The organism is Streptomyces sp. NPDC059455 (assembly GCF_042750115.1).
GTDB classification, from domain to species: Bacteria; Actinomycetota; Actinomycetes; order Streptomycetales; family Streptomycetaceae; genus Streptomyces; species Streptomyces endocoffeicus.
This window is the reverse complement of the sequence record NZ_JBHYVB010000489.1, coordinates 1-1,362: the sequence shown is the minus strand read 5'-3', so window position 1 is coordinate 1,362 and position 1,362 is coordinate 1. Positions and strand designations below refer to the sequence as shown.

Here is a 1,362-nt window from a genome sequence, read left to right as displayed (position 1 = left end):
ATGGCCGCCGCGATCTGGCACAACCACCAGACCGGCGCACCCACCCCCAGGTCGCTGATCGCCTTCGACCACTGACATCGGACTTACTCGTCTAGTGCTGTGACCGGGATGGTTCACCGTGATCGGAAGGCGGCTCGCGGGACGAGCGCACGCGAAACGGCTGGTATTACTGGGGCATGCAGGAAGAGATTGCACGCTCCGCGATCGACACGTTCATCTCCGCGTTCAACGCCTCGGACGACAGCTATGTGACTGCCCTGCTCTCCCAGGCTCTGACCTCAGACGTGGTCTTCTGGGGGCCGTTGGGCCGCAGCGAAGGAATCGCGGCGGTCGAGCGGTTCGTGCTGGACATCCGGCGCCACCCGGCGGGGACCGGCACGATGGTGCGCTGCTCGGCGGTGGACATGCCTGACGAGTGGGCCCGGTACCAGTGGGTCTTTACCACGCCGGATGGAGGTCCCCGCCTGGCGGGAACGGACGTCGTCCATCTGCGGCGGAGCCTCATCGACCAGGTCATCGTCTTTGCGGGGGAGATCGAACCGTCCGCCTCCTGAGTCATCCTTCTGTCGCTGTCCTTCTCCTGAACTCGCCCCCTTCGGCGCTCGGGGGCTGCGGTTTGCGGTTGGTCTGCTTGTGTAAGAAGCTGTTGTCTTTTCGATCTTGAGCGGTGGCGGTCGAACGAGGGTTCCCGGTCGGGTGATCCTGCCCTGGCGAGAGCATGAAGACGGGGCCTCCTGAACAGCTCGTGGGTGTCGAATCCATAGAGCACCAGGAGGCCCCTGTGCCGCAGTCTCCCGTGTCGGTGATCTGGCAGTCCAACTGGGCTGCTCCATCGTGTGATTGCCTCGCGCACGTGTACGGCAACGCGGTTGACTGGCCCGAGCGGCAGCGCCGGTACCCGACGGACATGACGGACGGGGAGTGGGCGGCCATCCGGCCGCTGCCGCCGATGCCGGGCTGGATGCGCGGCCGGGGCGGGCAACCGGAGGCGTATTGCCACCGCGCGATGCTCGATGCGATCCGCTACCTGGTCGACAACGGCATCAAGTGGCGCGCCATGCCGGTGGACTTTCCACCGTGGGACCGGGTGTATGCATTCTTCCGCCGCTGGCGCGACCACGCCCTCGTCAAGGAGTTCCACGACCGGCTGCGCGGCCAGGTCCGCGAGCGGCTGGGCCGGGACACGGAGCCGACGGCTGGCGTGATCGACTCGCAGTCCATCAAGGCGGACGCCGTCGTGGGCGCCGACAGCCGCGGCTTCGACGGTGGCAATTATCTGGGGGCGTCGGTTATGGCGGGTCGGGCCGATCGGAGCTGGTGGACGGCGGTGTTGTAGGGGCTGAGGCCGGCGATAACTACAGG

Annotated in this window: 2 protein-coding genes; both read left to right on the top strand. The window is 66.7% G+C overall.

Annotation, left to right across the window (positions count from 1 at the left end; all coding sequences use genetic code 11):
* Positions 1-176: 176 nt before the first annotated feature.
* Positions 177-554, top strand: coding sequence for a hypothetical protein (locus tag ACFXB5_RS53755; RefSeq protein WP_030825962.1), 378 nt, complete (start codon positions 177-179; stop codon positions 552-554).
* 353 nt (positions 555-907) lie between these two features.
* Positions 908-1,336, top strand: coding sequence for a transposase (locus ACFXB5_RS53750; protein ID WP_385223391.1), 429 nt, complete (start codon positions 908-910; stop codon positions 1,334-1,336).
* Positions 1,337-1,362: the final 26 nt, after the last annotated feature.

Bases quoted from the DNA above. Each gene is read 5' to 3' on its own strand.
- ACFXB5_RS53755 (WP_030825962.1), top strand. From the start codon at position 177: ATGCAGGAAGAGATTGCACGCTCCGCGATCGACACGTTCATCTCCGCG.
- ACFXB5_RS53750 (WP_385223391.1), top strand. From the start codon at position 908: ATGACGGACGGGGAGTGGGCGGCCATCCGGCCGCTGCCGCCGATGCCG.